Origin of the sequence: Anoxybacillus sp. PDR2, assembly GCF_009834045.1 — a bacterium.
GTDB classification, from domain to species: Bacteria; Bacillota; Bacilli; order Bacillales; family Anoxybacillaceae; genus Anoxybacteroides; species Anoxybacteroides rupiense.
Map to the genome: position 1 here is coordinate 365001 of NZ_CP047158.1, position 25986 is coordinate 390986.

At 44.8% G+C, this 25986-nt stretch carries 24 protein-coding genes and 1 pseudogene (1 of these 25 cut by a window edge); 23 read left to right on the top strand and 2 right to left on the bottom strand.

The annotated features are described in order from the left end of the window. The 12 genes from purE to purD form a co-directional block, all read left to right on the top strand. Positions 1-321: the 3' portion of a 5-(carboxyamino)imidazole ribonucleotide mutase gene (gene purE, locus GRQ40_RS01875; RefSeq protein WP_066148385.1), read on the top strand. Its footprint begins 168 nt before the window's first position; the window shows 321 of its 489 coding nt (coding positions 169-489); the start codon falls outside the window, past its left edge; it ends in the stop codon at positions 319-321. Next, positions 308-1441, top strand: a complete 1134-nt coding sequence (purK, locus tag GRQ40_RS01880; RefSeq protein WP_066148386.1) for a 5-(carboxyamino)imidazole ribonucleotide synthase — start codon at positions 308-310, stop codon at positions 1439-1441. The genes purE and purK overlap by 14 nt, the downstream gene beginning before the upstream one ends. A gap of 31 nt (positions 1442-1472) precedes the next feature. Beyond that, complete coding sequence (gene purB, locus GRQ40_RS01885) at positions 1473-2765, top strand: adenylosuccinate lyase (protein ID WP_066148388.1); 1293 nt, start codon at positions 1473-1475, stop codon at positions 2763-2765. Between the two features lie 78 nt (positions 2766-2843). Continuing rightward, the gene (gene purC / locus GRQ40_RS01890; protein ID WP_066148390.1) at positions 2844-3572 is read left to right on the top strand and encodes a phosphoribosylaminoimidazolesuccinocarboxamide synthase; all 729 of its coding nucleotides are present in this window, start codon (positions 2844-2846) and stop codon (positions 3570-3572) included. Next, positions 3560-3814, top strand: coding sequence for a phosphoribosylformylglycinamidine synthase subunit PurS (gene purS, locus GRQ40_RS01895; protein WP_044741330.1), 255 nt, complete (start codon positions 3560-3562; stop codon positions 3812-3814). The genes purC and purS overlap by 13 nt, the downstream gene beginning before the upstream one ends. Next, complete coding sequence (purQ, locus tag GRQ40_RS01900) at positions 3811-4497, top strand: phosphoribosylformylglycinamidine synthase subunit PurQ (RefSeq protein WP_044741331.1); 687 nt, start codon at positions 3811-3813, stop codon at positions 4495-4497. The genes purS and purQ overlap by 4 nt, the downstream gene beginning before the upstream one ends. Next, the gene (gene purL / locus GRQ40_RS01905; protein ID WP_066148394.1) at positions 4481-6706 is read left to right on the top strand and encodes a phosphoribosylformylglycinamidine synthase subunit PurL; all 2226 of its coding nucleotides are present in this window, start codon (positions 4481-4483) and stop codon (positions 6704-6706) included. The genes purQ and purL overlap by 17 nt, the downstream gene beginning before the upstream one ends. Further along, entirely contained in the window at positions 6682-8097 is a 1416-nt protein-coding gene (purF, locus tag GRQ40_RS01910) for an amidophosphoribosyltransferase (protein ID WP_066148396.1), read from the top strand. The genes purL and purF overlap by 25 nt, the downstream gene beginning before the upstream one ends. A 13-nt stretch (positions 8098-8110) precedes the next feature. Then, positions 8111-9151, top strand: coding sequence for a phosphoribosylformylglycinamidine cyclo-ligase (purM, locus tag GRQ40_RS01915; RefSeq protein ID WP_044741334.1), 1041 nt, complete (start codon positions 8111-8113; stop codon positions 9149-9151). Continuing rightward, the gene (gene purN / locus GRQ40_RS01920; RefSeq protein WP_066148397.1) at positions 9148-9714 is read left to right on the top strand and encodes a phosphoribosylglycinamide formyltransferase; all 567 of its coding nucleotides are present in this window, start codon (positions 9148-9150) and stop codon (positions 9712-9714) included. The genes purM and purN overlap by 4 nt, the downstream gene beginning before the upstream one ends. 19 nt (positions 9715-9733) lie before the next feature. Then, positions 9734-11272, top strand: a complete 1539-nt coding sequence (gene purH, locus GRQ40_RS01925) for a bifunctional phosphoribosylaminoimidazolecarboxamide formyltransferase/IMP cyclohydrolase (protein WP_159719249.1) — start codon at positions 9734-9736, stop codon at positions 11270-11272. Positions 11273-11284: 12 nt separating this feature from the next. Beyond that, positions 11285-12568 (top strand): phosphoribosylamine--glycine ligase, encoded by a 1284-nt coding sequence (gene purD, locus GRQ40_RS01930; RefSeq protein WP_159719250.1) that lies wholly within the window; start codon positions 11285-11287, stop codon positions 12566-12568. Here the strand turns inward: purD and GRQ40_RS18890 are convergent. After that, positions 12531-12752 carry an EYxxD motif small membrane protein gene (locus tag GRQ40_RS18890; protein ID WP_370514181.1) on the bottom strand — a complete coding sequence of 74 codons (222 nt, stop codon included), beginning with the start codon at positions 12750-12752 and terminating at the stop codon, positions 12531-12533. The two genes, purD and GRQ40_RS18890, sit on opposite strands and share 38 nt — an antisense overlap. Continuing rightward, positions 12704-12946, bottom strand: coding sequence for a YgaP family membrane protein (locus tag GRQ40_RS01935; RefSeq protein ID WP_080859668.1), 243 nt, complete (start codon positions 12944-12946; stop codon positions 12704-12706). The genes GRQ40_RS18890 and GRQ40_RS01935 overlap by 49 nt, the downstream gene beginning before the upstream one ends. A 96-nt stretch (positions 12947-13042) precedes the next feature. On the opposite strand from GRQ40_RS01935, the gene GRQ40_RS01940 reads away from it, so the two are divergent. The 11 genes and pseudogenes from GRQ40_RS01940 to GRQ40_RS18895 all read left to right on the top strand — a co-directional run. Beyond that, positions 13043-14785, top strand: coding sequence for an adenine deaminase C-terminal domain-containing protein (locus GRQ40_RS01940; protein WP_159719251.1), 1743 nt, complete (start codon positions 13043-13045; stop codon positions 14783-14785). Positions 14786-14813: 28 nt separating this feature from the next. Beyond that, positions 14814-15830 (top strand): DUF3048 domain-containing protein, encoded by a 1017-nt coding sequence (locus GRQ40_RS01945; RefSeq protein WP_044741339.1) that lies wholly within the window; start codon positions 14814-14816, stop codon positions 15828-15830. A 27-nt stretch (positions 15831-15857) separates the two neighbouring features. Continuing rightward, on the top strand, positions 15858-16187 hold the full coding sequence (locus GRQ40_RS01950; protein WP_044741340.1) for a YerC/YecD family TrpR-related protein: 330 nt from the start codon (positions 15858-15860) through the stop codon (positions 16185-16187). A gap of 286 nt (positions 16188-16473) precedes the next feature. Then, positions 16474-17169, top strand: coding sequence for a heptaprenylglyceryl phosphate synthase (locus tag GRQ40_RS01955; protein ID WP_159719252.1), 696 nt, complete (start codon positions 16474-16476; stop codon positions 17167-17169). Between the two features lie 51 nt (positions 17170-17220). After that, complete coding sequence (pcrA, locus tag GRQ40_RS01960) at positions 17221-19419, top strand: DNA helicase PcrA (RefSeq protein ID WP_159719253.1); 2199 nt, start codon at positions 17221-17223, stop codon at positions 19417-19419. Between the two features lie 18 nt (positions 19420-19437). Further along, positions 19438-21450: an NAD-dependent DNA ligase LigA gene (gene ligA, locus GRQ40_RS01965; RefSeq protein ID WP_159719254.1), complete on the top strand. Its 2013-nt coding sequence runs from the start codon at positions 19438-19440 to the stop codon at positions 21448-21450. A gap of 5 nt (positions 21451-21455) precedes the next feature. Beyond that, entirely contained in the window at positions 21456-22583 is a 1128-nt protein-coding gene (locus GRQ40_RS01970) for a CamS family sex pheromone protein (RefSeq protein WP_080859656.1), read from the top strand. A gap of 94 nt (positions 22584-22677) precedes the next feature. Further along, positions 22678-24225: an L-glutamate gamma-semialdehyde dehydrogenase gene (gene pruA, locus GRQ40_RS01975; protein WP_044741345.1), complete on the top strand. Its 1548-nt coding sequence runs from the start codon at positions 22678-22680 to the stop codon at positions 24223-24225. 482 nt (positions 24226-24707) lie between these two features. Beyond that, a complete protein-coding gene (locus GRQ40_RS18405; protein WP_236546385.1) occupies positions 24708-25094 on the top strand; it encodes a nucleotidyltransferase domain-containing protein in 387 nt (128 codons plus the stop codon). Beyond that, on the top strand, positions 25075-25452 hold the full coding sequence (locus GRQ40_RS18410) for a nucleotidyltransferase substrate binding protein (RefSeq protein WP_236546386.1): 378 nt from the start codon (positions 25075-25077) through the stop codon (positions 25450-25452). Before GRQ40_RS18405 ends, GRQ40_RS18410 begins: the two co-directional genes overlap by 20 nt. Positions 25453-25777: 325 nt before the next feature. Then, positions 25778-25918 (top strand): annotated as a pseudogene (locus GRQ40_RS18895) (hypothetical protein); the annotation flags it as partial. Positions 25919-25986 lie beyond the last annotated feature (68 nt).

The following is a 25986-nucleotide window of genomic DNA, read 5'->3' on the forward strand; positions in this document are numbered from 1 at the left end:
GGCATTAAAGTAATTATTGCCGGAGCCGGGGGAGCCGCACATCTACCTGGGATGGTAGCCGCAAAAACAACGTTGCCTGTTATCGGTGTGCCCATTCAATCAAAAACGTTAAATGGTTTAGATTCTCTTTTATCGATCGTACAAATGCCAGGAGGTGTGCCTGTTGCGACTGTTGCTATTGGAAAGGCAGGAGCGACGAATGCAGGCCTTTTAGCCGCGGCCATTCTTGGGATTTTCGATTCCGAATATATGAATGCTTTAAAAGCGAGAAGAGAGCAAATTCGTAAAGAAGTATTAGAAAGCAGTGATGATCTTGAATAACCAGATGATCGTACCTGGACAAACCATTGGGATTATTGGAGGCGGACAGCTTGGTCGAATGATGGCTATTGCCGCTAAAGAAATGGGGTTCCGCATTGCCGTGCTTGACCCGATCGCCGATTCTCCGTGCGGTCAAGTAGCAGATATCGAAATTACGGGAGAATATAGCGATTTAAGTGCCATTCAAAAGCTGGCTGAGGTAAGCGATGTGATTACGTATGAATTTGAAAACATTGATGCGGCAGCGCTCGATTGGCTTGTCAGCCACTCCTATGTTCCACAAGGAAGCAAGCTGCTCATGATCACTCAAGATCGAGCTACAGAAAAACAAGCGATTGTGACAGCAGGACTTCCAGTTGCCCCTTATCAGGAGGTGCAAACAAAAGAAGAATTAGTGACGGCCGTTGATGCGATTGGCCTGCCGTGTGTGCTGAAAACATGCCGAGGCGGTTATGATGGCAAAGGGCAATTTGTGATTCGTTCCAAAAAGGATGTCCAAGCGGCTAGTTTGTTGCTGCAATCAGGCCATTGTGTGTTAGAAGGATGGGTTTCCTTTGAAAAAGAAGTCTCTGTCATTGTATCAAGAAATGGACTAGGAGATATGAAAGTATTTCCTGTTGCAGAAAATATCCATCTTGATAATATTTTGCACCAAACGATCGTTCCCGCACGAATGGCTGAGCACATCGCCCAAAAAGCCATCGCTTATGCAGAAAGACTTGCGACGTATTTTGAATTAGTCGGAACACTGGCAGTGGAAATGTTTTTAACCAGTGAAGGAGATATTTATATTAATGAGCTTGCCCCTAGACCGCACAACTCAGGTCATTATACAATTAATGCTTGTGTGACCTCTCAATTTCAGCAACATATTCGTGCCATCTGCAATTGGCCTTTAAGCGGTACAGAGTTATTGAAGCCGGCTGTGATGGTCAATATTTTAGGCGAGCATCTCCAGCCAGTAATAGACTGCATTGCCGAAATGGCCGATATGCACCTTCATTTATATGGAAAAAAAGAGGCGAAGCACAAACGGAAGATGGGACATGTTACGCTGCTTGCTGAAAATGTAGATGCCGCACTGCAACGTATCGATGATTTGAAAATTTGGATGAAATGACAGATGTTTGAGTGCAGAAGGAGGAAAAAAAATGATCGAACGGTATACAAGACCGGAGATGGGAGCGATTTGGACGGAAGAAAATCGCTTTAAAGCGTGGCTGGAAGTAGAAATTTTAGCTTGTGAGGCTTGGGCGGAGCTGGGAGTCATTCCAAAGGAAGACGTGGCGAAAATTCGCCAAAACGCTTCGTTCGATATCCAGCGCATTAAAGAAATTGAGGAAGAAACTCGTCACGATGTGGTTGCCTTTACCCGTGCGGTCTCCGAAACATTAGGAGAAGAACGAAAATGGGTGCATTATGGATTAACATCGACGGACGTTGTCGATACCGCTTTATCGTATTTACTGAAGCAGGCAAATGAAATTTTGCTTAAAGATTTAGAGTACTTTATTCAAGTATTAAAGGAAAAAGCACAAGAGCATAAATATACGGTCATGATGGGACGGACGCATGGGGTTCATGCAGAGCCGACAACGTTTGGGTTGAAATTAGCTCTTTGGTATGAGGAAATGAAGCGAAACTTAGAACGTTTCAAACAGGCTGCTGAAACGGTTCGAGTTGGGAAAATTTCCGGAGCTGTCGGAACGTATGCGAATATTGATCCTTTTGTTGAAAAGTATGTATGCGAAAAGCTTGGATTAGAGCCAGCACCTATCTCCACTCAGACTCTTCAGCGTGATCGCCATGCCCATTATATGGCGACATTGGCGCTCATTGCAACGTCCATCGAAAAATTTGCTGTTGAAATTCGTGGTTTGCAAAAGAGTGAAACACGTGAAGTGGAGGAGTTTTTTGCTAAGGGACAAAAGGGATCTTCTGCAATGCCGCATAAACGCAATCCAATCGGCTCTGAAAATATGACAGGGATGGCGCGTGTCATTCGCGGATATATGCTAACGGCTTACGAAAATGTGCCGCTTTGGCATGAACGCGATATTTCCCATTCGTCAGCTGAACGCATTATTTTGCCTGATGCCACCATCGCGTTGAACTATATGCTCAATCGCTTTGCTAATATTGTAAAAAACTTGACAGTATTCCCAGAAAATATGAAACGCAATATGGATCGCACGCTTGGATTGATTTATTCTCAACGCGTTTTGTTAGCGTTAATTGATAAAGGCATGGTACGTGAGGAAGCGTATGACTTAGTTCAGCCAAAAGCAATGGAAGCATGGGAGAAACAAGTTCCGTTCCGTTCGTTGGTTGAGGCAGACGAAGCGATCACACAGCGATTGACGAAAGAGGAAATCGATGATTGCTTTGATTACCATTATCATCTCAAGCACGTTGATACGATTTTTACGCGTCTCGGATTATAAGCAAAGCAGGTAAGGTTTTCCCTTACCTGCCCACAAGCCAAAAAATTCCTAATATTCTGTTTTGGGAGGCTTCTACCCATGGTCAAAAAATTAGAGCAGCTTTATGAAGGAAAAGCAAAAAAAGTGTATCGCACAGATGAAGAAGCGGTGTTTTGGATTGAATATAAGGATAGCGCCACGGCATTTAACGGAGAGAAAAAGGCAACTATTGCTGGAAAAGGACGTTTAAATAATGAAATTACCAGCTTATTATTTGCCAAATTGCATGAAGCCGGCGTCAATAATCATTTTATTCGTAAACTTTCGGAAACAGAGCAGCTTGTTAAAAAAGTAACGATTATTCCCCTTGAAGTTGTTGTCCGCAATTATGTCGCTGGAAGCCTTGCAAAGCGGCTTGGCATTGCCGAAGGAACAAGTTTGGAAAAACCGCTGATTGAGTTTTATTACAAAAATGATGAGCTTGGCGACCCTCTGTTGTTGGAAGACCATATTGCTATTTTAAAGCTAGCGACCTCAGAACAAATCGCCATATTAAAGGAGCAGGCTTTAAAGATCAATGAGATCCTCACCCGCCATTTTCACAGCTGTCAGGTTCGATTAATTGATTTTAAATTAGAGTTTGGTTTTGATGCGGAAGGAAACATAATATTGGCGGATGAAATTTCGCCAGATACTTGTCGTCTATGGGATATGGAAACCAATGAAAAATTTGATAAAGATGTATTTCGACGCGATTTAGGAAACTTAACGGATGCCTATGAAGTGATTTTACAAAGATTAGGGGGACAAACAAAATGTACAAAGTAAAAGTATATGTCACATTGCGAGAAAATGTGCTAGATCCACAAGGAAGTGCGGTAAAAGGAGCGCTTCACAGCTTATCTTACCAAGAAGTACAAGATGTGCGGATTGGCAAGTTTATGGAGCTTATGATTGAAAAAAACGATCGCGATATTGAAGAAATTGTGCGCGATATGTGTGAAAAGCTATTAGCCAATACAGTGATTGAAGACTACCGGTATGAGATTGAGGAGGTAGTGGCGCAGTGAAATTTGCAGTGATTGTATTTCCGGGCTCCAACTGTGATGTTGATATGTACCATGCGATTAAGGATGAATTGGGAGAAGAGGTCGAGTATGTATGGCATGATGCCGACCATCTTGATGAGTTTGATGGAATTTTACTTCCGGGAGGCTTTTCATACGGAGACTATCTTCGTTCAGGGGCGATTGCCCGCTTTTCCAACGTGATGAAGGCGATCCAACAAGCGGCAGAAGCAGGGAAACCGATTTTAGGCGTATGTAATGGATTTCAAATTTTGTTGGAAGCCGGGCTTTTGCCAGGAGCAATGCGCCGCAATCACAGTCTAAAATTTATGTGCCGTCCAGTAGAGCTTCGCGTAGAAAATCATGAAACAATGTTTACTTCAATGTACGAGAAGGATGAAATGATTACGATCCCGATCGCCCATGGCGAAGGCAACTATTACTGCGATGAAGAGACGTTAAAGCAGCTGATCGATAATCGCCAAATTGTTTTTCGATACCATGGGGAAAATCCGAACGGCAGTTTAGCTGACATTGCCGGTATTATCAATGAAAAAGGCAATGTTCTAGGGATGATGCCTCATCCGGAGCGTGCAGTGGATGAGCTGCTCGGCAGCGCTGATGGTTTGAAGTTGTTTCAGTCAATTGTGAAATATTGGAGGGAAGCACATGTCGTTACTTCTTGAGCCAAGTCCGACAATGATTAAAGAAGAAAAATTATATCGTGAAATGGGATTAACAGATGAAGAGTTTGCAATGGTAGAACGCATTCTTGGGCGTTTGCCTAACTATACGGAAACCGGCATTTTTTCCGTGATGTGGTCGGAGCATTGCAGCTATAAAAACTCCAAGCCCGTTTTAAAAAAATTCCCGACTGAAGGCGATCATGTTTTGCAAGGGCCTGGTGAAGGAGCAGGGATTGTCGATATTGGTGACGGATTAGCCGTTGCGTTTAAAATTGAAAGCCATAACCATCCTTCTGCGATTGAACCGTACCAAGGCGCAGCAACTGGGGTTGGAGGAATTATTCGCGATGTCTTTTCCATGGGAGCTCGGCCGATCGCCTTGCTGAATTCATTGCGTTTTGGGGAGTTAACTTCTCCTCGTGTCAAATATTTATTTGAACATGTTGTCGCTGGCATTGCCGGATATGGAAACTGTGTTGGCATTCCGACCGTCGGCGGCGAGGTGCAATTTGACCGTGCTTACGACGGCAATCCGCTCGTCAATGCTATGTGTGTGGGATTGATTCGTCATGAGGATATTCAGCGCGGTGTAGCATCAGGTGTCGGCAACACGGTGATGTATGTTGGAGCTAAAACAGGGCGCGACGGCATTCATGGGGCCACCTTTGCTTCTGAAGAACTGACCGAAGAGTCTGAAGCAAAGCGCCCAGCGGTTCAAGTCGGAGATCCTTTTATGGAAAAATTGCTGCTGGAAGCTTGCTTAGAAGTCGTTCAGTCTGATGCGCTCGTTGGCATCCAAGACATGGGCGCTGCCGGGCTTACTAGTTCTTCTGCTGAAATGGCCAGCAAAGCCGGCTTTGGCATTGAAATGAATTTAGATCTTGTGCCACAGCGCGAAACAGGGATGACTCCGTACGAAATGATGCTTTCAGAATCGCAGGAACGGATGCTTCTTGTTGTGAAAAAGGGCCGCGAGCAAGAAATTTATGATTTGTTTGCTAAATACGGGCTTGAGGCCACTGCGATCGGAAAAGTAACGGATGACAAAATGCTTCGTCTTTATTTCCATGGCGAAGTGGTCGCTGAGGTTCCAGTCGATGCTTTAGCGAAAGATGCACCCGTGTATCATAAGCCGTCCAAAGAACCGGATTATTATCAAGAATTTCAACAAATCGATTATCTTCCGACGGTAGAGAACTATGAGGAAACACTGCTTTCATTGTTAGCGCAACCGACGATTGCGAGCAAGGAATGGGTATATGATCAATATGATTATATGGTGCGAACGAATACGGTAGTCGCGCCGGGATCAGATGCGGCGGTTGTGCGTATTCGCGGGACAAAAAAAGCATTGGCGATGACGACGGACTGCAACTCACGCTACATTTATTTAGATCCAGAGACAGGAGGAAAAATCGCCGTTGCGGAAGCGGCCCGGAATATTGTCTGCTCAGGCGCTAAGCCGCTAGCGATTACAGATTGTCTTAATTTTGGAAATCCTGAAAAACCAGAAATTTTTTGGCAGATTGAAAAAGCGGTCGATGGAATGAGCGAGGCGTGCCGTTTATTAAATGCACCGGTCATTAGCGGCAATGTATCGCTTTACAACGAAACGAATGGTGAAGCGGTGTACCCAACCCCTGTTGTCGGAATGGTCGGGCTCGTTGATGAATTGAGCCATATCACGACGCAAGCGTTCAAACAGTCTGGCGATTTCATTTATGTGATTGGAAAAGCAAAGCAGGAATTTGGCGGCAGTGAATTACAAAAATTATTAGAAGGCCGCATTTTCGGCAAAGCGCCAAGCATTGACTTGCATGTGGAGGCCGAGCGCCAGCAAGCGCTTTTAGCGGCGATTCGCGCCGGATTGGTTGCTTCCGCTCACGATGTATCTGAAGGCGGTTTGTCCGTAGCGTTAGCTGAATGTTTAATGAATGCGGATGGATTAGGAGCAAAGGTAAAGATCAGCGGCGATGCGGTTGCCGAATTATTCAGCGAAACACAATCGCGTTTTATTGTGTCCGTGAAAAAGGAACATCAGGCGGCCTTTGAACAGTTCATAGAAGCGACTTTGCTTGGAGAAGTCACTAGTGATGGGATGCTTCATATCGAGGCAGAAAGCGGTAAAACAGTTGTCCAGCTTTCGGTTACACAAATGAGAAGCGTGTGGAAAGGAGCTATTCCATGCTTGCTGAAATCAAAGGATTAAACGAAGAATGTGGAATTTTTGGGATTTGGGGACACGAGGAAGCGGCACAAGTCACTTATTATGGATTGCACAGCTTACAGCATCGCGGCCAAGAGGGGGCAGGGATTGTCGTTTCCGATGGTGAAACATTGAAGGGACATAAAGGTCTCGGGCTTGTGACGGAAGTATTTAGCGATGGCCAGCTACAGCAATTAAACGGAGCGGCAGCGATTGGGCATGTGCGCTATGCAACAGCAGGAGGCGGAGGCTACGAAAATGTTCAGCCTCTGCTATTCCGCTCGCAAAGCGGAAGCATTGCTTTAGCCCATAACGGCAATTTAGTCAACGCGGCTGAGCTTAAGCTCCGTCTTGAACAGCAAGGAAGCATTTTTCAAACGACTTCGGATACGGAAGTATTTGCTCATTTAATTCGTCGTAGCATGGCGCCAACGTTAAAGGAGCAAATCAAGGTGGCCCTCAACTATCTGGAAGGAGCATTCGCCTTCCTTTTGTTGACGGAAACAGAAATGTACATCGCTCTTGATCCGCAAGGATTCCGTCCGCTTTCCATCGGCCGTCTTGGCAATGCTTATGTCGTCGCTTCGGAAACGTGTGCGTTTGATGTAGTGGGAGCTGTGTACGAGCGCGAAGTAGAGCCTGGAGAACTGATTATCATTAACAAACACGGCATTTATGCAGAACGTTATGCGGAAAAACGCCCGCGCTCGATTTGCAGTATGGAATACATTTATTTTGCCCGTCCTGACAGCAATGTCGATGGGATCAATGTTCATACAGCCCGCAAAAATTTAGGAAAACGCTTGGCGCTTGAAGCGCCAGTCGATGCAGATGTTGTGACAGGTGTGCCTGATTCCAGCATTTCTGTCGCGATTGGTTATGCAGAGGTGACAGGAATTCCATATGAGCTAGGATTAATTAAAAATCGTTATGTAGGGCGGACGTTTATTCAACCGTCGCAGGCATTGCGTGAACAAGGCGTGAAAATGAAGTTATCTCCTGTCCGGGGAGTCGTAGCTGGCAAGCGGGTCGTCATGGTTGATGACTCGATTGTGCGCGGAACGACAAGCAGACGAATCGTCAACATGCTTCGAGAAGCTGGGGCGAAAGAGGTCCATGTTCGCATTAGCTCACCGCCTATTACTCATCCTTGTTTTTATGGAATTGATACGCCAACAAAAGAGGAACTCATTGCTTCCGCCCATTCGGTTGAAGAGATGCGGCAGATGATTGGCGCCGATTCGTTAGCATTTTTAAGCCATGAAGGATTGCTGGAAGCGATTGGGCGTTCGGCGAACGGCTCTCTGTTTCGCGGTCAATGCATGGCATGTTTTACCGGAGAATACCCAACTAATACATGCAGCCAGTTATTAGAGCAAACAGTTAAGCAATAAAGGAGGACTTAAAATGGCGGAGTCGTATAAGCGAGCGGGTGTCGACATTGAGGCTGGATATCAAGCGGTTTCGCTGATGAAAAAGCACGTACAAAAAACGAATCGGAAAGAAGTATTGGGCGGACTAGGCGGTTTTGGCGGCATGTTTGACCTATCGCAGCTCGGATATCGTGAACCTGTTCTTGTATCGGGAACAGATGGGGTTGGCACGAAATTAATGCTAGCTTTTATGATGGATGAGCATGATACCATTGGAATCGACTGTGTGGCAATGTGTGTCAATGATATTGTCGTTCAAGGCGCAGAACCGCTGTTTTTCCTTGACTATATCGCGTGCGGAAAAGCGGTGCCTGAAAAAATTGCGCAAATTGTTAAAGGTATTTCCGATGGCTGTGTGCAAGCGGGATGCGCCCTCATTGGCGGCGAAACAGCAGAAATGCCTGGAATGTATGGCGAAGAAGAATATGATGTGGCTGGATTTGTGGTGGGAGTAGCGGAGAAATCCAAACTTATCACGGGAGCAAACATTCAAGAAGGCGATGCGCTTATTGGGCTTGCTTCAAGCGGCATTCATAGCAACGGCTATTCGCTTGTGCGGAAGATTGTGCTTGAAGAAGCCCAACTTGACCTTCATAAAACGTATGAGGGATTCGCTGCTCCACTAGGTAAAGAGCTGCTAAAACCGACGCGCATTTATGTAAAGCCGTTGCTGGCAGTGATGAAAGAATTTGCGATCAAAGGCATGGCCCATATTACTGGGGGCGGCTTTGTTGAAAATATCCCTCGCATGCTGCCAAGCGGTTTTTGTGCCGAAATTGATTATGGCTCTTGGCCGATTCCGCCGATTTTCGATTTGCTTCAGGAGAAGGGACATCTGATGCGCCAGGAGATGTTCAATATTTTTAACATGGGGATCGGTCTAGTCATGGCGGTAGATAGCGAAATGATTCAACCGCTATTGGAACGTTTAGAACAGCTCGGAGAGAAGGCGTATCTGATCGGACGGGTGAAAAAAGGAGAAGGAGTTGTCTTTGCTGGAGGGAAAATGGAATGAAACGAATCGCTATTTTTGCATCTGGCAGCGGAACGAATTTTCAAGCGATTGTCGAGGCTGTCAAACAAAAAAGACTGCAAGCTGACATTGCTTTGCTTGTATGCGATCGCCCGGGAGCAAAGGTGATTGAGAGAGCGAAGAAAGAAGGGATCGCTACCTTTGTTTTTCATCCAAAAGATTATGCAGAAAAGGCCGAGTTTGAACGCGATATTTTAATGCGCTTAAAAGAAAAAGGGATTGAGTGGATCGTTTTAGCCGGTTATATGCGCCTAATTGGGCCAACGCTTTTATCGGCTTACGAGGGAAAAATGGTGAATATTCATCCTTCGCTTCTGCCTGCCTTCCCTGGAAAAGACGCAATCGGACAAGCGTATCGCGCCGGTGTGAAGGCAACGGGAGTGACGATTCATTATGTGGACGAAGGAATGGATACAGGACCGATTATTGAACAACGTGCCATTCCTATTTATGAAGGAGAATCGTTGGAGCAATTAGAAGCGAGAATTCATGAGCTGGAGCATCAGCTATATCCCGAAGTATTACAAACATTGTTTGAACATTGAGAGAAAGGATCGAACATGCATGAAAGCTCAACGTGCTTTAATAAGTGTTTCGAATAAAGAAGGTATCATTGCTTTCGCTAAGCGCTTGTCAGAATTGGGAATCGAAATCATTTCAACAGGTGGAACGAAGAAAGCTCTAGAGCAAGAAGGGATTCCGGTGATCAGCATTTCTGAGGTCACAGGATTTCCGGAAATTTTAGATGGGCGTGTGAAGACGCTGCACCCAATAATCCATGGCGGACTTTTAGCGATTCGCGATGATGAGAGCCATAGCAAGCAGCTTGATGAGCACCATATTCGACCAATTGACTTAGTCGTTGTGAATTTATATCCGTTCCAGCAAACGATCGCCAAGCCAGACGTTACATTTGCCGAGGCGATTGAAAATATCGACATTGGCGGTCCGACCATGCTTCGGGCGGCGGCGAAAAATCATCAATATGTAACGGTTGTTGTTGATCCGGCTGATTATGAAATCGTATTGCAGCAGCTCGAGGAAAATGGGGCGGTTTCTCATGATACGAATTTAAAATTGGCGGCGAAAGTATTCCGTCATACGGCCGCTTACGATGCCATGATTGCTGAGTATTTAACAAATTTCGCGGGGGAACGCTATCCAGAATCCTTGACCATGACCTTTACGAAAAAACAAGATTTACGCTATGGCGAAAATCCGCATCAACAAGCTGCTTTTTATCAAAAGCCGCTTGGCTCTATCTTTTCCATTGCGGCGGCTAAACAGCTGCATGGCAAGGAGCTATCCTATAACAATATTAATGATGCGAATGCGGCATTGCAAATTGTCAAAGAATTTGCTGAACCGGCCGCCGTTGCGGTTAAGCATATGAATCCGTGCGGAGTAGGAATCGGCGATACGATTTTGGCCGCTTTTACAAGAGCGTATGAAGCGGATCCAACTTCAATCTTTGGCGGAATTGTCGCCTTGAACCGAGAAGTGGACCGCGATACGGCATTAAAAATGCATGAAATTTTTCTTGAAATTATTATCGCTCCATCCTTCAGTGAAGAAGCCGTTGAAATTTTAACGCAGAAGAAAAATCTTCGCTTATTAACCATTGATTTTGCAGCGCAGCACAAAAATGAACCGTTTTTCGTGTCCGTGCATGGCGGCCTGCTTGTACAAGATGAAGATCGATACACATTGGACGATGCCGAGATAAAAATTGTCACGAAACGGCAGCCGACCGAAACGGAATGGGAAGATTTAAAGTTGGCATGGAAGGTGGTCAAGCATGTCAAGTCCAATGCGATTGTGCTCGCGAAAGACCATATGACAATCGGGGTCGGAGCAGGGCAAATGAATCGCGTGGGCGCAGCTAAAATTGCGATTGAACAAGCGGGTCATAAAGCGCAAGGAGCCGCTTTAGCCTCTGATGCATTTTTCCCGATGGATGATACAGTAGAAGCAGCAGCCAAAGCAGGAATCACCGCGATCATTCAGCCGGGCGGATCGATCCGCGATGAGGATTCCATCAAAAAGGCAGATGAATACGGCATTGCCATGGTCTTTACTGGCGTGCGCCATTTTAAGCATTAAGGAGTGAAGCAAATGAAAGTACTCGTAATCGGTCGTGGGGGACGGGAGCATGCGATCGTTTGGAAAGCGGCGCAAAGTCCGCTTGTGCAAAAGCTGTATGCCGCACCGGGGAATCCGGGAATGGCTCAAGCAGCCCAACTGATTCCCATCGATGAACAGGATATCGAAGCGCTTGTGCATTTTGCTAAAAACGAAAGAATCGATTTGACGATTGTCGGTCCAGAAGCACCGTTATTGAATGGAATTGTCGATCGCTTTGAAGAAGAAGGGCTACGTATTTTTGGACCGAAAAAGAAAGCCGCACTGATCGAGGGAAGTAAGGCGTTTGCAAAGGAATTGATGCAAAAATATGGCGTACCGACAGCGGAGTATCGCTCCTTTACTTCATATGAAGAGGCCAAAGCGTATGTGGAGGAAAAGGGAGCGCCGATTGTCATCAAAGCGGATGGACTGGCGGCTGGAAAAGGTGTTACTGTGGCGATGACGGAACAAGAGGCCTTAGCCGCTTTATATGATATGATGATCGAAAAGAAATTTGGGGCAGCAAGTGCGCAAGTCGTGGTTGAAGAGTTTTTAGAGGGGGAAGAGTTTTCGTTGATGGCTTTTGTCAACGGTGAAAAAGCTTACCCAATGGCGATCGCCCAGGATCATAAACGCGCCTTTGATAACGATGAGGGTCCGAATACAGGAGGAATGGGAGCGTACTCTCCTGTGCCGCAGATTTCTGCAGAAGTCGTGGAGCAAGCCATTGAGCAAATCATTCATCCCATCGCAAAAGCGCTTGTCGCAGAAGGAAATCCATTTACAGGCGTTTTGTATGCAGGGCTAATCGCAACCCCTCAAGGACCAAAAGTCATTGAATTCAATGCCCGTTTCGGTGATCCGGAGGCGCAAGTGGTGCTGCCCCGTTTAGAAACAGATTTGGTTGAGCTGCTGGTCGATTTACTGGAAGGGAAAGAGGCGGAGCCGAAGTGGTCTAATGAAGCGGTTGTTGGCGTCGTTTTAGCTTCTAAAGGCTATCCCGATGCATACGAAAAAGGAGCGCCGATTATCGGGCTGGACGCGTTGAAAGAAGACACACTTGTATTTCATGCTGGAACGAAGGTTGAAAATGGTATCGTATGCACAAATGGCGGTCGTGTGCTGCTCGTTGCGGCAAAAGGTGAGACGTTGCAAGCTGCGCAGCAAGAAGTGTATACGGAAATTTCTCATATCCAATGTGATCAATTATTTTATCGAAGCGATATTGGTCGCAAAGCTACCGCACGCGCTTTTTCTTCACATAAACAAAAGTAAGGGCGACAATGCTCCCGATTAAGGTAGCAAGCACAAATGACATATCGGTCATATATTCAAGCAGCATTATGAATTCTCTCCTTATCATGCATAGATTAGAGGGCTGGCTTATGAAAGTCAGCCCTATTTTTATCATTAGGTTGGGTTGTTTGCTGTTTCCTTTGTTTGTTCTTGCTTCCGGCATTTTTCGTACAATGCTGTGAGCGGACAGAAGCGTGTAATGCCCTCTGCCACTTTCATAGCGGCTAACCAAGCAATCACCATATAGGAATCGCGCCAAGGATGCTTGACCATTTTGGAAGTGGCCCAGGCAAGCATGGTTAATCCGCATGTTATTCGAATGAAGGCATTCAGGATGCCAATATTTACTTTGACCATATATTTCCTCCTCTTTTTTTGTTTGTGTAAATGACTTTAATACGGTAAAATGATCATATGGTACAATTTTGGAAAAAAAGGAACGGGGATGTATATATGGCCGAACAACGCTATCAATGGAACACCGAGCAGCTTCGCGAACAAATGGCGATCATTGATGGAAAGCGATCACCAGCAAAGTTGCTTACCAATGCGACGTATTTGCATTCATATTTACGTAAATGGGTAAGAGGTAATATTTGGATAAAACATGATCGCATTGTTTATGCGGGCGAGCGTTTGCCAAGCGATCTGGAACAGTGCGAAGTGATTGATTGCAGCGACTACTATTTAGTCCCTGGCTATATCGAACCACACGCCCATCCTTTTCAGTTATATAATCCCCAAACGTTTGCCGAATATGCAGCAAAGTTTGGTACGACAACGATCATCAATGATAACTTATTCCTTGTTTTGCAGCTCGCAAAAAAGAAAGCGTTTTCTTTTCTAAGGGATATGGAATCGTTACCGGCAACGATCTATTGGTGGTGCCGTTTGGATGGGCAGACAGAACTCGCTAAAGAAGATAATACTTTTTCTTATGCCATCATTAAAGAATGGCTTAAGCAAAAATCGGTCATACAGGCTGGCGAGTTAACAGGCTGGCCGAAGCTTCTTGCCGGAGATGATACGATGCTTCATTGGATTCAAGAGGCTAAAAGCATGAAAAAGCGAATTGAGGGACATTTTCCGGGAGCTTCAGAGAAAACGCTTACAAAAATGATGCTGGCTGGCACGGACTGCGACCATGAAGCCATGACAGGCAAAGAGGTATACCATAGGCTTTTGCACGGGTATACGGTTTCATTACGGTATTCATCGATTCGTCCGGATTTGCCGAAGCTGCTTGAAGAGATGAAAGAATTAGGGATTGAGCAATATGATCACATCATTTTTACAACAGATGGTTCACCGCCTTCATTTTATGAACACGGCATTGTTGATCAGATGATTCGCATCGCGATCCAAAAAGGGGTTCCTGTCATTGATGCGTATCATATGGCAACACTCAATGTGGCGCGCCATTATCATATGGAACATTTACACGGTACGATCACGACAGGACGGTTCGCCAATATTAACTTTTTGTGCGATAAGGAAGACCCGACGCCTGTAAGTGTGCTTTCAAAAGGGCAATGGATGCTGCGAGACGGAGATTTTGAAACGTGGGATCACGGTATCGACTGGCGAACGTATGGTATAGGTCCACTTCAATTGACTTGGCAATTGTCAATGGATGATTTACAATTTTCCATGCCTCTTGGAATGTATATGGAGAATTCGGTGATTATGCGCCCATATTCTGTATTAATTGACACTGCGCACGATGAATTGGCGGAGAGCCATGATGAGAGCTTTTTAATGCTTGTAGATCGTCAGGGGAGATGGCGTGTCAATACAGTGGTTAAGGGGTTTGCCACCCATGTGAAAGGATTGGTCAGCTCTTATTCTAATACCGGCGATATTTTATTAATTGGCAAAAGCAAGCGGGATATGCTAATGGCATTTCAGCGCATGTGTGAAATTGGCGGCGGAATTGTACTGGCTGAAAACGGGGAAATCATTCATGAAATTCCGCTTGTGCTGAACGGGATGATGTCCAATGAACGTGTCGACAGCCTGATCCGCGAAGAGAACAAGTTAAAGGAGCTATTAAAAGAACGAGGCTATCGCTTTGTTGATCCTATTTATTCTTTATTATTTTTTCAATCTACTCATTTGCCTTATATTCGCATTACGCAAAAAGGAATTTATGATGTCATGAATAAAACGGTACTCTTTCCGTCGATAATGCGTTAAAATATAAAAGAAAAAGGTTGTGTGAGGATTGAAGCGCTGGTTAATTGCCATAAGTGGAACATGTCTTCTGTTTAGCGGCTGTACAAAAGCCGAAAAAAAGGAACGTCAGCCTGCGACAGCTATAGAAACGCCACAGAAGGAACCGGAAAACGAGACTGGGCAACAACAGGTACTCTCGCCATTGACAGGGTTGCCTGCCAAACAGGACGCGAATCATCGTGTGGTAGGTGTGATGATTAACAACCATCCGGCGGCCCGCCCCCAATCAGGATTGCAGAAAGCGGATGTTGTATATGAGGTGCTGGCAGAAGGGGATATTACACGTTTTTTAGCCTTATATCAAAGCGAGTTCCCTGAAAAAGTGGGGCCGGTTCGCAGCGCTCGTGATTATTATATTGAGCTAAGCAAAGGATTTGACGCGCTCTATATTTGTCACGGCTGGAGCCCTGAGGCAAAAAGTATGCTGGAAGCTGGCGGAACAGATTATTTGAATGGGTTGTTTTATGACGGAACGCTCTTTAAAAGAGCTTCGTTCCGAAAGGCTCCACATAATTCGTATATTACATTTGCTAATATCGAAAAAGGAGCAAAAGAAAAAGGCTATTCTTTAGAAGAAACGGTAGAAGCGCTTCCTTTTTTCAAAAATGAAGCGCAAAGTGAACCAGCAGAGCAAGTGGATATTTCGTATTCCAAAAGATCGTATGCTCATGTTCAATATCAATACATTTCGGATAAAAAAGGCTACATCCGTTACAGCGGAGGAGAGCAAACGATCGATTATGATACACATGATCCTATTTTGGTTCAAAACGTGTTCATTGTTGCGGCAGTCCACACGATTGCGGATGAATATGGCCGGCGCGATATCGATTTGACCTCCGGTGGAGATGGATATTTATTTCAAAACGGCACCGTCAAGCGTGTGGAATGGAAAAATGTCAATGGGCGGTTGCTGCCGTATGATCATGGTGTGCCGGTCGGATTTACTCCGGGAAAGACTTGGATTAATGTTGTGCCATCACTTGATATGGTCCAATATCGTTAGTATAGTAAATGGAGGGTTGAATACTATATGCAAATTGATAAGCTGAGAGGCAGAGAAGTCGATCAATTGTTTCAAGCCATTCTTTCGCTTCGTGACTTAGAGGAATGCTATCGTTTTTTTGATGATTTATGCACGGTCAACGAAATTCAGTCGTTGGCCCAGCGCCTTGAAGTGGCCCGTATGCTCCGAGAAGGCTATACGTACCACAAAATCGAAACAGAAACGGGGGCTAGCACAGCCACTATCTCTCGTGTCAAACGATGTTTGAACTATGGAAGCGATGCTTATGAAATGGTGCTTGAACGTATTAAAGAAGAGCAAGCTGACGACTTCAAAGAAACGAATCATATAAAATGAAAGGAAGGAGCCTTGTTTTGGTGCTCCTTTTCTTTTTTGAAGAAGAGACATTGGATCTTATGCGGTCCTCGGCTCTTTTTTGTAATGGTATATATAGGTTTGCGATGAATAAGGCTTATAGGTTCATCCATCAGCTTAAGGATTTGTTATAATAAGATGATGGATAAAGAGTGTTTAATCATAACCAGACAAATGGTTGCTTGTTAGCAGTAGACAAAGCGAGATTCGTCGTTTTTGCCAATAAATCCCCACGTCTGATGACGGAGAAGTAAATGGAGGTTTTTCTATGTACGATATTCACCAGTGGCGTCACGTGTTTAAGCTGGATCCCCATAAAGAAATCAGCGAGGAGCATCTGGAACAAATTTGCGAATCTGGAACGGATGCAGTCATTGTCGGCGGAACGGATCATGTCACGCTCGAGAATGTCCTCGATCTAATGGCGCGCATTCGCCGATTTGCGGTTCCTTGCGTTTTAGAAATATCGAATATCGAATCTGTGACGCCCGGATTTGATTTATATTTCATCCCGACGGTTTTAAATAGCAGACAGACAAAGTGGATAGTCGATTTGCATCATGAGGCGATGAAGCAATTTGGGGAGCTTATGAATTGGGATGAAATGTTCATGGAGGGATATTGCATTTTAAACAAAAACTGCAAAGCGGCAATGCTTACGGAAGCGAAGACGGAGCTTTCTGACGAAGATATCGTCGCCTATGCATTAATAGCGGAAAAAATGTATCAACTGCCGATTTTTTATTTAGAGTACAGCGGAACTTATGGAAATGTAGAAACGGTACGCCGAGTGAAAGAGGCGCTGCATCATACGCGGCTATTTTACGGTGGCGGCATTGAAAGCCCAGAACAAGCAAAGGAAATGGCGCAATATGCGGATACGATTGTCGTCGGAAATGCGATATATCACGATTTGCCGAAAGCGTTAGAAACAGTGAAAGCTGTGAAACGAGAAATTGTCTGAACAGAAAAAATGTAGTAAAATAGAACAAATGTTTGTATGGTGGTGATAGAATTGAATTTCTTATCCAATAAGCTGCTTGCGAATTTGAATCCCGAGCAGCAAGCGGCCGTCAAAACGACGGAAGGGCCTTTATTGATCATGGCTGGAGCGGGAAGCGGAAAGACGCGCGTATTGACGCACCGTATTGCTTATTTGATGGCGGAAAAGCATGTTGCCCCTTGGAACATTTTAGCGATTACCTTTACAAATAAAGCAGCCCGTGAAATGAAGGAGAGGGTGCAATCGCTTGTCGGCGGAGCGGCGGAAGAGATTTGGATCTCGACGTTTCATTCGATGTGCGTGCGCATTTTGCGGCGCGATATCGACCGTATTGGCATTAATCGCAACTTTTCTATTTTAGATGCGACCGATCAGCTTTCAGTGCTCAAAACGATTTTAAATGATAAAAATATCGATCCGAAAAAATTTGATCCGCGTGCCATTTTAGGAACGATCAGCAGCGCTAAAAACGAGCTGCTTTCTCCGGAGAAATTTGCTAAAAAAGCAGCTACTTATTATGAAAAAGTGGTAAGCGATGTGTATACCGAATATCAACAGCGTCTTCTGCGCAACCATTCTCTTGATTTTGACGACCTAATTATGGTGACGATTCAGCTGTTTGAACGCGTGCCGGAAGTGCTTGAGCATTATCAATATAAATTTCAGTATATTCATATTGACGAATATCAGGATACGAACAGAGCGCAGTATATGCTTGTTAAAATGCTGGCCGCGAGATTTCAGAATTTATGCGTTGTCGGTGATTCCGATCAATCGATTTATCGCTGGCGTGGAGCGGACATTCAAAATATCTTATCATTTGAAACGGACTATCCCAATGCCAAAGTAGTACTTCTTGAACAAAATTATCGTTCGACCAAGCGCATCTTACAAGCGGCGAACAAGGTCATTGAAAATAACTACAACCGCAAGCCAAAAAGATTATGGACCGAAAATCCGGAAGGAAAAAAAATCGCCTATTATGAGGCGATGAGCGAATCAGATGAAGCGCAATTTGTCGCTGGTAAAATTAAAGAGTATGTGGACAGCAGCAAGCGCCGCTATTCGGATTTCGCCATATTGTATCGCACGAATGCCCAATCGCGGATGATGGAGGAAGTGTTGATTAAATCGAATATTCCTTATCAAATCGTCGGCGGCTTAAAGTTCTATGACCGAAAAGAAATTAAAGATATTTTGGCGTATTTGCGTTTGATCGCCAATCCAAATGACGATATTAGTTTGACGAGAATTATCAATGTGCCAAAGCGCGGTATCGGCGCTTCATCGCTCGATAAAATTGCAAGCTACGCTTCCGCATACGGTCTTTCGATGTTTCAGGCGCTTGGCGAGCTTGAGCATATGGGGATTAGTGCGCGCATTGCCGCTTCGTTGCATGAATTTCGTCGGCAAATAGAGCATTGGGGGCAGCTGCAAGAATATGTATCTGTTACGGAGTTGGTAGAGGATGTTTTAGAGAAGTCGGGGTACCGCGAGATGCTTGAAGCGGAAAAAACATTGGAAGCGCAAAGCCGGCTTGAGAATATTGATGAATTTTTATCCGTAACCAAACATTTTGAAAATGTAAGTGAAGATAAATCGCTCATCGCCTTTTTAACGGATCTTGCTTTAGTGGCTGACATTGACCAGTTAAACAATGAAGAGGAAACAGACAAGGAAGCCGTTGTGCTTATGACGCTTCACTCGGCAAAGGGGTTAGAATTCCCTGTCGTTTTTTTGATCGGCATGGAAGAAGGCATTTTTCCACATAGCCGCTCACTCGACGATGAAGAGGAAATGGAAGAAGAGCGGCGCTTGGCCTATGTCGGCATTACCCGCGCCGAAGAGGAATTGTTTTTAACAAGCGCCCAAATGCGCACCCTGTTCGGCCGAACGAATGTGAATCCAGCTTCGCGCTTTATCGGGGAAATTCCTGATGAATTAGTCGAACAGGTGAATAAAACGAAGCGTTGGCCAGCAAGCGAACAAGCGAGAACGAAGTCCGTTCGTTTAGCTGCGGTGCCGACAACGACAGGAGGAGAAGCGGTCGCTTGGAAGGTAGGCGATAAAGCAGAGCATAAAAAGTGGGGAATCGGAACCGTTGTGAGCGTGCGCGGAGACGGAGACGACAAAGAGCTGGATATCGCTTTCCAAAGTCCGATTGGAATTAAGCGATTATTAGCTAAATTTGCCCCGATTACGAAGGTCTAGAGAAAGGATGAACGAACAATGGATCGACAAACAGCTATTGGGCGCATTGAGGAGCTTCGCCGTCTTTTAGATCAATATAACTATGAGTATTACGTATTGGATCGACCATCGGTGCCTGATGCTGAATATGACCGGCTGATGCAGGAGCTCATCGCTCTTGAAGAGGCGCATCCTGATTTAAAAACGAAAGACTCTCCTTCCCAGCGTGTAGGCGGACAAGCGTTAGATGCTTTCCAAAAAGTGGAGCATCGTGCTCCGATGCTAAGTCTTGCCAATGCTTTTAATGAAGGAGATTTGCGGGAGTTTGACCGCCGCGTTCGTCAAGAAGTTGGCGATGATGTCGCGTATGTATGTGAACTGAAAATCGACGGACTTGCTGTTTCCTTGCGCTATGAGGATGGCTATTTTGCTCAAGGGGCTACACGGGGCGATGGAATAACAGGAGAGGACATCACCGAAAATTTAAAAACCATTCGTTCGCTCCCGTTGCGGCTGCAGCAACCTGTCACGTTAGAGGCGCGCGGTGAAGCCTATATGCCGAAAAGATCGTTTGAGCGATTAAATGAACAGCGCCGCCAGCGCGGCGAGGAACTGTTTGCCAACCCGCGCAATGCAGCCGCTGGATCGTTGCGTCAGCTTGATCCAAAAATTGCGGCCTCTCGCCATTTAGACATGTTTATTTATGGTTTAGCTAATGCAGAGGAAATGGGAATCGATTCGCACAGTGAGGCGCTTGATTATTTGCAACGGCTTGGATTTAAAACCAATCCGGAGCGGCGGAGATGTGCGAATATGGAAGAAGTAATTGAATTTATAAAGGAATGGAATGGGAAACGTCCGCAGCTTTCCTATGAGATTGATGGCATTGTGATTAAAGTGGATTCATTTGAACAGCAGGAACAGCTCGGCGCAACGGCTAAAAGCCCTCGTTGGGCGATCGCTTACAAATTTCCAGCCGAAGAAGTAGTCACAAAGCTGCTTGGCATTGAATTAAGCGTCGGCCGTACGGGAGTGGTCACGCCAACCGCGCTTTTAGAGCCAGTTCGCGTTGCTGGCACAACGGTGCAGAGAGCTTCGCTTCATAATGAAGATTTGATTCGAGCGAAGGATATTATGATTGGCGACGCCGTCGTTGTCAAAAAAGCAGGTGACATTATTCCTGAAATTGTAAATGTTTTGCCTGAAAGGCGAACGGGAGACGAAATTCCTTTTGCAATGCCGACCCATTGTCCAGAATGTAAAAGCGAGCTTGTCCGCTTAGAAGGAGAGGTGGCGCTTCGCTGTTTAAACCCAAAATGTCCAGCCCAAATTCGCGAAGGTTTAATCCATTTTGTTTCCCGACAGGCGATGAACATTGAGGGACTTGGCGAAAAGGTGATTGCTCAATTGTTTCAACAAGGGCTTGTACATGACGTGGCCGATTTGTATACACTAACAAAAGAGCAGCTCGTTCCTTTGGAGCGGATGGGCGAAAAGTCTGCCGCGAATTTGCTTGCAGCGATTGAAGCGTCAAAGCAAAATTCGCTGGAACGTCTTTTGTTCGGACTTGGCATTCGCCATGTCGGAGCGAAAGCGGCGAAAGTACTTGCCGAGCATTTTGAAACAATGGAACGTCTTGAGTCGGCTACGCAGGAAGATTTGCTGGAGATTCACGAAATCGGCGAAAAAATGGCCGATTCCATTGTCACTTATTTTTCGCGGCAGGAAGTAAAAGAACTGTTGAATGAGCTCCGTTCTTATGGAGTGAATATGACTTACAAAGGAACAAAATCAGTAAAAGCAGTTGAAGGAACGTCTTATTTTTCTGGAAAAACGGTCGTATTAACCGGCAAGCTGGAAGCATTATCGCGCAGTGAAGCGAAAGAAAGGATCGAACAGCTTGGCGGCAACGTGACGGGAAGCGTCAGCAAAAAGACCGATTTAGTCATTGCCGGTGCAGAAGCCGGATCGAAATTAACGAAAGCGCAGCAGCTCCATATTGAAATTTGGAATGAAGCGCGCTTTCTTCAAGAACTTGAGCGGCAGGTGTAAGGACCATGAAAAAAATGGCGATATTATCTATAGCAATGATGTTCTTGCTATCGGCTTGTGCTCCGAAATTTGGCCAAGAAGAAGTCGTACAACAAAAAGATAATAAACAGCAAAAAGCTGTGATTCCAAAATACAATATTTCTGATTCGTACTATCGAATGATTTTGCCATTTAAGCCTTCGGAAGCGAGAGGACTTGTGGTGGAGGATTTGAATACACGTTTGGATGTGGACGAGTTTGAAACGGGCTTGATGCGTGTAGCTCAAGATCGTTTCTCACCGCAGGACTATTTATTTCAAGAAGGGCAATATTTGGACAAAAAAACGATTCAGAGCTGGCTTAAGAGGAAAAGCGAAGATGATAAGGGCTTGAATCCGGCGCTAGGCAACAAAGGAACCAATGAAGAAAAAAATACAAAAAGTCCGATTTATTTGGCCAATATTTTAGAGCATGATTATTTAATGAAAAACGATAATAATAAAGTAAAGCTTGGCGGGATTGTTTTAGGGCTCGCCTTAAATTCCGTCCATTATTATGAGACGGAGCAGGGATATCCGCGCGAGGTGCAAATCGAGGATGGCGTCATTGAAAAAGAAGGCAAGCGACTGGCTTCTGAAATATTGTCGCGGGTTCGTCAGATTAAAGGATTAGAAAGCGTGCCGATTACCATTGCCTTATTTAAGCAACAGCCGCAATCGGCGATTATTCCAGGCCATTTCTTTGCCGTGACGAATGTAGACGAGGGAAGCACGACGATCGACAAATGGGAAAAAATTAATGAAGAATACACTTTATTTCCATCAGATGACGCGGAAAAAAATCACCGCGAAGATTTAATGAAGTTTTTAAATTTTAAATCCGATATCGAAGACTTTTTTCCAAATTATACAGGCGTCATCGGCAAAGCATTTTATGTAGACGATCAGCTTCAGCAGCTGACGGTCAATATTCCGATGCAATTTTATGGCAAGGGAGAGGTCATTGCGTTTACGCAATATGTAACAGGGCTTGTGATGGAGCAATTCCCGGATTATATCACGGTCAATGTCTATATTTCGTCTGTTAACGGCCCGGAAAGCATTATCATCCGCGAAGCGAAGGCCGAACAGCCATTTGTCCATATATATCAATAGACGGAAAACGATAGCGATTGAATAAGTTTTTATTATCCGTTAGAATGATAGATGTGGGTTGTAAACGTTTAATTTCGGCAAAGGGGGCACAAGTATGGTACAACCTTATAGACATGAACCATTCACAGATTTCACAGTGGAAGCAAATAAACAGGCTTTTGAAGCCGGTTTACAACAAGTACAAGCGTATCTTGGCCAAGACTACCCGTTAGTGATTGGCGGAGAACGGGTGACGACGGAAGATAAAATCGTTTCAATCAACCCAGCTAATAAAGAAGAAGTAATTGGTCGCGTATCAAAAGCGAATAAAGAGTTGGCTGAAAAGGCTATGCAAGCAGCAGATGCCGCATTCAAATGGTGGAGCAAAACAAAACCGGAAATGCGCGCTGATATTTTGTTCCGTGCTGCTGCGATTGTGCGTCGCCGCAAGCATGAGTTTTCCGCATTGCTTGTGAAAGAAGCCGGAAAACCTTGGAGAGAAGCGGATGCGGACACAGCAGAAGCGATTGATTTTATGGAGTATTATGCTCGTCAAATGTTAAAGCTGAAAGAGGGCATTCCGGTAGAAAGCCGTCCAGGTGAGTCGAATCGTTTCTTCTATATTCCGCTTGGCGTCGGTGTGGTGATTTCGCCTTGGAACTTCCCGTTTGCGATCATGGCGGGAACAACAGTAGCTGCTCTTGTTACGGGCAATACCGTTCTTTTAAAACCAGCGAGCACAACGCCTGTTGTCGCTTATAAATTTGTGGAAGTGTTGGAGGAAGCAGGTCTTCCAGCCGGCGTATTGAACTATATCCCGGGAAGCGGCGCAGAAGTCGGCGACTACTTAGTGGACCATCCGCGCACTCGCTTTATCAGCTTCACAGGCTCTCGTGATGTCGGCATTCGCATTTACGAGCGCGCAGCGAAAGTACATCCAGGCCAAATTTGGCTCAAACGCGTCATCGCGGAAATGGGTGGAAAAGATACAATCGTGGTCGACAAAGAAGCTGACTTAGAATTGGCAGCTCAATCGATTGTTGCCTCTGCCTTTGGCTTCTCAGGACAAAAATGCTCCGCTTGCTCTCGTGCGGTTGTTCTTGAAGAGGTATACGATCAAGTATTAAATCGCGTCGTTGAGCTAACAAAGCAGTTGAAAGTCGGCAATCCAGAAGAACAAAGCACGTTCATGGGTCCTGTGATCGACCAATCTGCTTACAATAAAATTATGGAATACATTGAAATCGGCAAACAAGAAGGCAAGCTGATGACAGGCGGCGAAGGAGATGACTCAAAAGGCTTCTTCATTCAGCCAACAGTATTCGCCGATGTCGATCCAAAAGCGCGCTTAATGCAAGAAGAAATCTTCGGCCCAGTTGTGGCGTTCACAAAAGCGAAAGATTTCGATCATGCGCTTGAAATTGCTAATAACACCGAATACGGCTTAACGGGAGCGGTCATTTCGAAAAACCGCTTTAACCTTGACAAAGCGCGCGAAGAATTCCATGTCGGTAACCTTTACTTCAACCGCGGATGCACAGGCGCGATTGTCGGTTATCAGCCATTTGGCGGCTTCAACATGTCAGGAACAGACTCAAAAGCAGGCGGTCCTGACTACTTGATTCTTCATATGCAAGCAAAAACGGTATCGGAAATGTTTTAAAGTAAAAACCCCCTCTTGGCGAATGCTGGGAGGGGGTCTAGTGAATTTGTCGATGCGCAAAAAATCCACCTCTGTCCAAACGGCGACTGAGGTGGATTTTTCTAAAATTCCTCTGTCCAAATGGTAAAAATATTGTTGTTATACTTACGTTTCTTTGATGAGCCTCATATACTTGGTAACATAAAGAAACCCTCGTGTTATGGGGGCGAGGTGTAAAGCCAGACTGGAAAAAGAGTGGGTTTCATTTTACAGAGCATAAAATGGATAAGGACTTAGCTCCTCACTTATGAAGACATACCTCTGATATATCCAGTAAGGGGCTTTGGAAACCTAACAATGAATTAAGAATGTTGTTAGGTAACAAACATTAAATTGGGGGTTGTGGAAATATTACGAAGACTTTTGGAATAGCTCCTAAATTCTCATCATGATTTCGTGTTCAGGTTTGGACATTTGAAGAAAATCATTAGGAGGCGGTGATCTTGAGTGTCAATATGTATGGATTAAAGAGAAAAACATTTTATCAGCTTCTTCATTTCTTCCAAAGCTATGCGGACATTATTGAAAAAATCATTTTGTTTGGTTCGCGGGCACGAGGTGATTATAAAGAAACATCGGATATTGATATTGCGATTAAATTTAGAAAAAACAACGAGCAGCTATATCGCATTCAAGACGATTTGGCTGAAGTCAATATAATTTATACAGTAGATGTGATCGATTATGACAAAATAAGTAACGGAAAACTCAAATCGTATGTTGATCAAGAAGGGAAAACGATCTTTTTAACGAACGATCGGGGGGAGATAGTCGTGACGATGAATAAAATCATAGATAAGCTTTCCGATTTTGAGAAGGCGCCTATATAAACTTCATCAAAGCGTCGGGCGCGATGTCACGAAAGACGACCTTGTTCTTGATGCGACGATTCAGCGGTTTGAATTTACATATGATCTGGCATGGAAATGGATGAAAAGTTATTTGGAATACAACGGAAACAACGAAGTAACAAGCCCGCGAAAGACGATAAAGGAAGCGTTTAAAGGAGGACTCATTCAAGACGGAGAAACGTGGATTCAAATGCTGGAAGACAGAAACAGAACATCACACACGTATGATGAGCAAATAGCGATGGAAATTTATGAACACATTCGCCAGAGATACGTTTATCTATTTGATCGGTTATTGATGGAAATGAAAAAGCGAGTGGAGGAGTTAGAGAAATAACGCGATATGTTGTCCCCACAGGTTTTCCCACCCTAGATGTCCGACGATTCGGAGTTCTTTTTTGTACCTTGGATATTTTACGTATGGAAGGCTCCGTTTGGTTTTCTCATTTGATTTCTCCATCAATCTCTCAATCCAGTGATCAAAGAACAGCATCGATTTATTTTATGATAGAGTCGGATCATGGAACAGACAACGCTTGTCCTTGTCCGAAGTCGATTCATCTCCCGCTTTCATCAAGCTGTACAAGATTCAGAAACGCGAGACTTCCCGACTGAATAAAGCCAGCTTGGAAAAACGCTTTTTGTTTATGGACAGAATTTTTCTAAATAGAGGAACGATGGTCGGCTGGTCGGCTATCAGCCATTTGGCGGCTTCAGCATGTCAGGAACAGACTCAAAAGCAGGCGGCCCTGACTTATTTGATTCTTCACGTGCAAGCAAAAACGGTATCGGAAATGTTTTAATGAAAATCCCTCTCTGCCTAGGCAGGGAGGTTTTTCATTATGCTATATTCCCGCGTTTATCCCCTTCA